Annotated in this window: 7 protein-coding genes; 2 read left to right on the top strand and 5 right to left on the bottom strand. The window is 41.9% G+C overall.

The features are described 5' to 3' along the window. Nucleotides 1-602 precede the first annotated feature (602 nt). A complete protein-coding gene (locus tag ADA55_RS16950; RefSeq protein ID WP_048686020.1) occupies nt 603-1,019 on the top strand; it encodes a PaaI family thioesterase in 417 nt (138 codons plus the stop codon). Nucleotides 1,020-1,173: 154 nt separating this feature from the next. Here ADA55_RS16950 and ADA55_RS16945 read toward each other — a convergent pair whose 3' ends face one another. Next, nucleotides 1,174-1,749 (bottom strand): hypothetical protein, encoded by a 576-nt coding sequence (locus tag ADA55_RS16945; RefSeq protein ID WP_048686019.1) that lies wholly within the window; start codon nt 1,747-1,749, stop codon nt 1,174-1,176. Between the two features lie 320 nt (nt 1,750-2,069). Between ADA55_RS16945 and ADA55_RS16940 the strand changes: the two genes are divergently transcribed. Beyond that, nucleotides 2,070-2,834 carry a hypothetical protein gene (locus ADA55_RS16940; RefSeq protein ID WP_048686017.1) on the top strand — a complete coding sequence of 255 codons (765 nt, stop codon included), beginning with the start codon at nt 2,070-2,072 and terminating at the stop codon, nt 2,832-2,834. A gap of 95 nt (nt 2,835-2,929) precedes the next feature. Here the strand turns inward: ADA55_RS16940 and ADA55_RS16935 are convergent, their stop codons facing one another. The 4 genes from ADA55_RS16935 to ADA55_RS16920 all read right to left on the bottom strand — a co-directional run bounded on the left by ADA55_RS16935 (nt 2,930) and on the right by ADA55_RS16920 (nt 7,492). Continuing rightward, nucleotides 2,930-4,534 carry a long-chain-fatty-acid--CoA ligase gene (locus ADA55_RS16935; protein ID WP_048686015.1) on the bottom strand — a complete coding sequence of 535 codons (1,605 nt, stop codon included), beginning with the start codon at nt 4,532-4,534 and terminating at the stop codon, nt 2,930-2,932. A 63-nt stretch (nt 4,535-4,597) separates the two neighbouring features. Beyond that, the gene (locus ADA55_RS16930) at nt 4,598-5,002 is read right to left on the bottom strand and encodes a PaaI family thioesterase (protein ID WP_048686014.1); all 405 of its coding nucleotides are present in this window, start codon (nt 5,000-5,002) and stop codon (nt 4,598-4,600) included. An 86-nt stretch (nt 5,003-5,088) separates the two neighbouring features. Further along, nucleotides 5,089-6,273, bottom strand: coding sequence for a thiolase family protein (locus tag ADA55_RS16925; protein ID WP_048686012.1), 1,185 nt, complete (start codon nt 6,271-6,273; stop codon nt 5,089-5,091). 70 nt (nt 6,274-6,343) lie between these two features. Continuing rightward, complete coding sequence (locus ADA55_RS16920; RefSeq protein ID WP_048686010.1) at nt 6,344-7,492, bottom strand: acyl-CoA dehydrogenase family protein; 1,149 nt, start codon at nt 7,490-7,492, stop codon at nt 6,344-6,346. Nucleotides 7,493-7,519 lie beyond the last annotated feature (27 nt).

Below are 7,519 nucleotides of genomic sequence, written 5' to 3'. Positions count from 1 at the left end.
GCCAGTTTTTCGGCAGGAGTGTCGCAATTTTCTTCAATCTATTATTTATTACAGTAAAAAAACTTGAAGGATCATCCAGTCTTAAAATAATTCGGGATGAGACTATCCTTCATTTTTGTCTTAATGGACGTTCCCGGTGATTTCTGAAATCCGCTCCCTTTCGCCGACTGCCTGCCAAGACTCCTTGACGCAAGCGCTTGTGGGATCTAGGCTAGCCAGTTTTTCGACAGGAGTGTCGTAATTTCTTCCATCCAATGAGGATTACATCTGAAAAACTTAAAGGATAAACTAGTCTAAAACTTGGTTCCGAATAGAGCATCCTACAGTTTTTTCTTTTAAAACACAAAGTTGATTGTAACGGAAGGTACGAGACTCCTGCGAGAAAAGCGGGGCATGGGAGACCCCGCAGGCGCGCCGAGGAGGCTCCCGCCCGCCCGCCCGTGGAAAGCGAGTACCTGGAGTGGAAATCAAATCCACCACCAAATTACATTTCTTGGTCCGGGTCTCTAATTACTTTATTTGTAAAATCAATAACTTCATTGACACCAAGATATGTGTTAGAATATTCTGTAGTTTCAACTTATTCAAGGGGGGGCATTTTAATGGGGGAACCATCTAAAGGAAACGAGCTTTTACAAGTTATTACAGAGGGGAAACAACCTCCGAATTGTGATCTAACGTTACAGATTGAAGCAAATTATGCCCAGGATGGAATTGCGAGAGGTGTATGGAAAGTAGATGAAAAGTTTATTAACGGAATTGGTGTAGCGATGGGTGGATTTGTCACTTCTGCAGCAGATATTATGATGGCTTATGCGATATCATCTAAATTAAGCATCGGACAATCCTTCGCATCCATTGATTTACATACTACTTTTCATCGACCAGTAAGATTAGGAGACGTACAAGTTGAAGCAAAAGTAGACCGAATCGGCAAAAAAACAGCTTATGTACTTGCAGATTTATTTCAAAATGATAAAAAGGTGGCTAGCGTAGTGTCATCAGTTCTGATCCTTTAAACCATAAAAAAAAGCATGTTGCACAAAAAAGCCCTTCGTAACATGCTTCTTTCATTTAGACCCTTCAATAAAATCAAGAGAGCACAAGATTCACCGCTTCGCCTAATCACCTCATTGTAAATCAATTTTATATTTTCTTTGGATAGACACCTCATCAAACAAGCCATCGCAGCACGGTGCTTTTGAGATCCATGGTGAATAGACCGTAATCAATGACGACCATTTCATCATTCTCGTTATATCCGACATTATCTAAACGCAAATCTATTGGGATAATACCGTGCCTCAGGAATTTTAATTCAAACTTGATCAGTTTCGTATATTCCTTGATTGAAAACGGCACTTTCGTGTCCACCTTCTTCATGATTATCCAGCCCGTCCCATACTCCTTAACTGGACATAAATACTTTTTAACTTCCTCATTACAGTTATTGTATATATAGGCTTCATTTGCATTGCTTATTAGTCCTACTTGTGACAATGCAATTTTTAAAATATAGCCATTATTTAAATCATAGACGACCCGGTTAAAACCATGCCCGATTATTTTATACTTGAACTTGAGCGTTTTTCTGGCGGTGGATACTAATTGTCCAGCGGTTATATATATTTGGAATATCCCTATTTGAGATATCCAGGACTCAATGGCTTTTATCTCTTGCATGGACAGCATTGCACTTTTATTTGGCTGATGTAACCTTTCCTTACCATTGTTAATTGGCCACAACATATCCTAAACGTCTCCTTTTTTTAAAATTTGTTACTGCAGAGGTCTCCAGGGATGAGAAAACTATAAAAGAATAAAAGCATGTTCTCAGTTTTTCAAGATTTCCCCTTCGTTATAAATATGATATGCATCTTTTATAAAACGGCTTGTACTGTAGCTGAGAAATCATTATCATTGACAGGGAACTTCGAATCATTTGGATGAACATGTTCTAGGCACTCCCCTTTCCTTCTTTTGCAAAAAAAATGGTATATTATTCTTTGACCCTCATGCTTTAAGACAAGGAGTGATGAAGTATTCGTAAAAGTTGGATCATTTCAGCAATGGTTGGATTATTGCTTATTTGTTTAAGTGTGATTGCCTTAAATTATTTCAAGAGCGATAAAACTGAAAAAGGGGAAAATGCGGAAGCCAAGGAATCCAAAATTCCTGAGGTTGATGAATATGGCGGGATCCATCTTGAAAAAGTCGGGGATAAGGTTCGCCAAAAAAATTGGGGAACCTTCAGATTACTAGAAACGAAGTCTATTAATGAGGCTTTTGAATTGGCACCGATGGTCATCACAGTCAAGGATATCCGCAGGATTCAATTATCTTCACTCACAGATGAAGTAAAAGAGGAACTCAAGTCCTATACGGGATTGAGTTTTGAAGAGGCCTATTCGATATATTTTAAAGAGAATTTATCCATGGAGGAAATCGATCAACAGGCGGCGATGTCTAAAACGGATATCGATGAAGAGGTTTCTTATCTAGAGATAACTTATTCTGTTGAAAATAAAGATTCGAAGGAACTTCAGTTCTTCAGCATGGAAAATGTTACTTTCAATGATGATCTTACATATGATGTGCCTTCTAAAAATTTCATCCATTCCGGGGATACTTTTATGGGGACAAAAAAAGTAAGTCGATCCGATTACCAACCAGGAGAATTGAGAAAAGGCACAATTGGTTTATTGGTTGATCCAGAGGCAAAATTAGATCGGCTCGATTCCTTTTCATTCACTACCGATGATATAGCGGATGGTGAGTCTCATGAATTATTGGTGGATGGGACTTCATTTGAAATTCCCCTAAAAGGAAAGTAGATTTATCGTCTATAAACCCTAAATAAGGGGAACCTCGAATAAAGGTTTCCCTTATTTAGGGTTTCATCTGAGCTCCCTTACGATAACTGATATGCTTATCTCCCCCCGGCAGTAGGGCTCTGTGCTTCCTCCATTAATATTCTGCGCAATATTTTCCCGACAGCTGATTTTGGAAGTTGCTCCCTGAACTCAAAACTTCGCGGCACTTTATATCTGGCCAATCGTTGCATGCAAAACTCCCTTATTTCCTGCTCCGAGACTGACTTGCCTTTCTTTAAAACTATGGCCGCTTTTATCGTTTCCCCACGGTATGAATCCGGTACTCCATACACACAAGTCTCTTTTAAGGCTGGATGCTGATAAATAATATCCTCGACTTCAATTGGATAAACATTATAGCCGCTTGCAATGATCATATCTTTCTTCCTGCCTACGATATAAAAATATCCCTCTTCATCCATCGTCGCGATATCCCCAGTGTAAAGCCATCCATCCCGCAAAGCTGTTGTCGTTTCCTCTGGATTTTCCCAATATCCCTTCATTACTTGCGGACCTTTAATGATCAGTTCGCCTCTTTCTCCTGCTGGTAATTCATCAACGCCTGTTTTCAAATCGACGATTTTAGCATCGGTATTTGGGTATGGAATTCCGATACTTCCTTGTTTTTTCTGTCCTATGACTGGATTACGGTGGGTAGTGGGGGAAGTTTCCGACATCCCAAATCCTTCTAATATTGTAACCCGTAATTTTTTTTCGAACTGTTGAGTGATTTCTATCGGGAGCGGCGCAGAACCACAGCTGCAGTACTTAAAGCAGCATAAATCGTCCGCCGTCAAATCCGGGTGATTCAATAAAGCAATATACATGGTCGGGACACCAGGAAAAATGGTTGGCCGATGTGTTCGAATCAAATCTACCACCTTATCTATTTCAAATTTCTCTAATGTGATATAAGTTGATCCGGCATATATGGCACTATTCAATCGTCCATTACCAAAGACATGGAATAATGGGGTCAATCCAAGCATCCGTTCGCCAGGACTTTGGAGTTGAAGGGCATTAGCCGTGAAAGCAAAATCTTGAAATACATTCGAGATCAAATTAAAATGCGTGAGCATGACCCCTTTTGATTTCCCTGTAGTTCCCCCTGTATATTGAAGAACAGCCACAGCTTCCTTTGGATCGATGTCCAGAACAGGAAGTTCCTTATCTTTCCTTGATAAATCCGTTCCAGTTTCCATTAATTGCTCGGCAGATATGAACGTTAACCTTTCAGAAAAACTTGTTAGCGCTAATATTTCCCGTTGTATCTCCCGCCCAATGAACCAATTGGCTCCGGAATCCCGTAATATATAGTCCAATTCACTCGACTTATACAGTGGGTTCACTTGAACGACCATACCTCCCAAACGATGGGTGGCATAATAGGCAATGATATATTCTAGACAATTTGGCAGCATGATTGCTATACGATCGTCTTTTTGAAATCCACGGTTGTCTAAATTCACAGCAAAACGATCTGCGGCATCCTTTAATTCCATATATGTCATTTCCCGATCCCCATCTATTACGGCCTTGCAGGTTGGGTAAAGTCGGGCTGAACGTTCAAGGAGTCCATATAAGGACAATACTGGAATGTCAATTTCTGCTGGGGTTTCTTTCGGATAAAATCGATGCCAAGCTCTAGTCAATTTTTTCACACCTCATTTTTTACTATTAAAATGGAGCATAGCCACTTGTCAGCCAATTTGATCATCCTTACCTCATTTATCGCGAATGATTTTAAAAATTCCTGTGCCCTTAGCAATGATGTTGCCTTCAGCATCTTTTATTTCTCCTTCAGTAAAGGCAATTTTGTATCCTTTTTGCAGGACTTTTGCTTCCGCAAATAGTTCCCCGCTTGATATGCTGGCTAAATAATGTACTGTTAAACTTGTCGTCACGACTTTAGATTTGGTAACGGAACGAGTCACCATTCCTAGAATGGTATCCAGCATGGTGGCATGAATGCCCCCGTGCAGTGTTCCATTGACATTAAGTAAATGTTCTTCAATGTTTAGCTTTATTATTACATTCCCTTCTTCAAACCGAATGATTTCAAACCCAATATGTGAAAAGAATGCACTACTTTCGAATTGATTCCGAATATCCTCCACTTCAACAGGCAATCTTCCTCCCCCTCACTTATGCGCGATTCAAATTATATACGGAAAGGAGCAGAAACGTATGGGGTTTCCGCTCCTTTATCGTTGGACTATATCGTTTCAATCATGATTGCCATTCCCTGGCCGCCGCCTACACAAAGTGTAGCAACTCCATATCTTTCTTTCCTGCGAATCAGTTCATGTATTAGCGTTGTCACGATCCTTGCACCCGTCGATCCGACTGGGTGCCCAAGTGCAATGGCTCCTCCGTTTACATTCACCTTGTTTTCATCCAGCGATAAATCCCTGATTACTGCCAATGCTTGTGAAGCGAACGCTTCATTTAATTCGAAAAGCCCAATTTCTTCAACTTTTTTCCCGGTGCGCTCCATAAGTTTTCCAACGGCTGGTACTGGACCAATTCCCATCACTTCAGGAGAAACTCCGGCAGTCGCCCAATCGACGATCTTTGCGATCGGCTGTACTTGCAACCGTTCCGCTTCACTGGCCTTCATTAACACCAATGCAGCTGCCCCGTCATTTCGGCCACAGGCATTCCCTGCAGTGACGGTTCCGTTTTCCCTGAATGCCGGTTTTAAGCTTGCAAGCTTTTCCATTGTGGTATCCGGGCGTGGATATTCATCCGTTTCAACGGTAACCGTACTCTTCCTGTCAGAGACCTGGACAGGAACGATTTCATCCTTGAACTTTCCTTCTTTTAACGCTTGCGCCGCTCTTCGTTGACTTTCCACTGAAAAGGCATCTTGTTCTACCCTGGAAATGTTGTATCGCTGTGCGACATTTTCAGCGGTGATTCCCATCCCCAAACTTTTTCCATAAATTTCTTGAGGCTGCTGCCCAGCTTCAGTATTAGAATCAACTAGTTGGGTCCGGTCTCCCCCAAAACGGGCACTTCTTAAATAAAGCGGTGCCCGGCTCATGCTTTCCGTACCCCCGGCAACGACTATATTTGCTTGACCTGAGCTTATCTGCTGTGCTGCTGAGGTGATGGCTTGCATTCCAGATGCACATAACCGGTTTACCGTAAAAGCCGGTGCAGAATCGGGAATCCCTGATCGCAATGCTGCCACCCTCGCGACATTCGAGGATTCGGTCGTTTGCCTAACCTCCCCGAAAATGACTTCATCCACTTGTTCCGCTGCAATATTTGCCCGCTTGATCGCTTCTTTAATGGCAATGCTAGCCAAATGACCGGAACTAATCTCTTTAAATGCTCCACCGTACCTACCAATTGGTGTTCGTACAGCACTCACGATCACGATATCTTCTCCCATTTCGTTCCTCCCCCTTGAAATTCCGGATACATGGGCAAAAGACTACCTGCCCGAATAAAACAGTAAACATTCAGCACTCTTCCAAGACATTTCTTGCAATGATTAAACGTTGGATTTCATTCGTTCCTTCATAGATCTTCGTTATGCGGGCATCCCGATAAAAACGTTCTACTGGATATTCAGCCATATATCCCATCCCGCCATGAATTTGTACCGCTTTATCCGCCACCCGATTAAAAACGTCAGAAGCGAACAGTTTTGCCATTGAAGCTTCCTTGATCACTTTTTTTCCTTCATCAATCTTTTGTGCCGCCATCATCGTCAATGCTCTTGCGGCTTCCGTTTCGGTTGCCATATCAGCAAGCATCCATTGAATCGCTTGGTTGTCAGCGATCGGTTTACCGAATTGGATGCGTTCTTTGGCATATTTGGCTGATAATTCAATTAATTTCCCACTTGAACCCACTGCTCTTGCAGCCAATCCTACTCGCCCTTCACCTAAAATTTTAAGTGCAGAAATATATCCCATTCCAACTTCGCCGATTACATTTTCTTCAGGTATGATACAATCTTCAAAAATGACCTGTGAGGTATATGATCCTCTTAATCCCATTTTTTTGTCCTTTTTGCCGACAGTCAAACCAGGAGAGTCTCTTTCCACTAAAAAAGCGGTAATCCCTCCCTTTGCCCCTTTATCTTTATCCGTTAAAGCGAATACAGTATAAACATCAGCTATCGGCCCATTCGTGATGAAATGTTTCGTCCCGTTCATCACCCAGTAATCACCCTTCTTTTCTGCACTCGTTGCCAAATTGGTTGCATCCGATCCCGCTCCGGGTTCAGATAAAGCAAAGGCGCCAATTTTCGTGCCTGCTGCCATTTCAGGCAAGTATTTATTTTTCAAATGTTCGGATGCCAGCTTAACCAGACCTGTACTGCCAATCCCGGTGTGAGCGCTTATTAATGAAACGAAACCATTATGGGTCCTTCCTAACTGCTCTAAAACGGTAGCCTTTCCCACCGCATTTAAGCCAATTCCACCGTATTGCTCGGGAATGCTTATCCCGAATAAGCCAAGGTCTTTCGCTTTTTCCACCAAATGCCCCGGGATGGCATCTTCTTCTTCAATTTGTATGGCGAAGGGCTCCACTTCCCTTTCAACAAAATTACGGATCATTTCCTTCATTTGCTGCATTTCCTTGGTTAAAGTGATTGTCATGAGTTTATTCCTCCTTAGTACTGTTCA

This window comes from Bacillus sp. 220_BSPC, assembly GCF_001054655.1.
In the GTDB taxonomy this organism is placed as follows: domain Bacteria; phylum Bacillota; class Bacilli; order Bacillales; family DSM-1321; genus Peribacillus; species Peribacillus frigoritolerans.
This window is presented reverse-complemented; position numbering and strand designations above follow the sequence as displayed.

Excerpts from the sequence above, each read along its gene's own strand:
- ADA55_RS16920 (WP_048686010.1), bottom strand. The coding sequence starts at position 7,492 with ATGACAATCACTTTAACCAAGGAAATGCAGCAAATGAAGGAAATGATC.
- ADA55_RS16940 (WP_048686017.1), top strand. The coding sequence starts at position 2,070 with ATGGTTGGATTATTGCTTATTTGTTTAAGTGTGATTGCCTTAAATTAT.
- ADA55_RS16950 (WP_048686020.1), top strand. The coding sequence starts at position 603 with ATGGGGGAACCATCTAAAGGAAACGAGCTTTTACAAGTTATTACAGAG.
- ADA55_RS16925 (WP_048686012.1), bottom strand. The coding sequence starts at position 6,273 with ATGGGAGAAGATATCGTGATCGTGAGTGCTGTACGAACACCAATTGGT.
- ADA55_RS16945 (WP_048686019.1), bottom strand. The coding sequence starts at position 1,749 with ATGTTGTGGCCAATTAACAATGGTAAGGAAAGGTTACATCAGCCAAAT.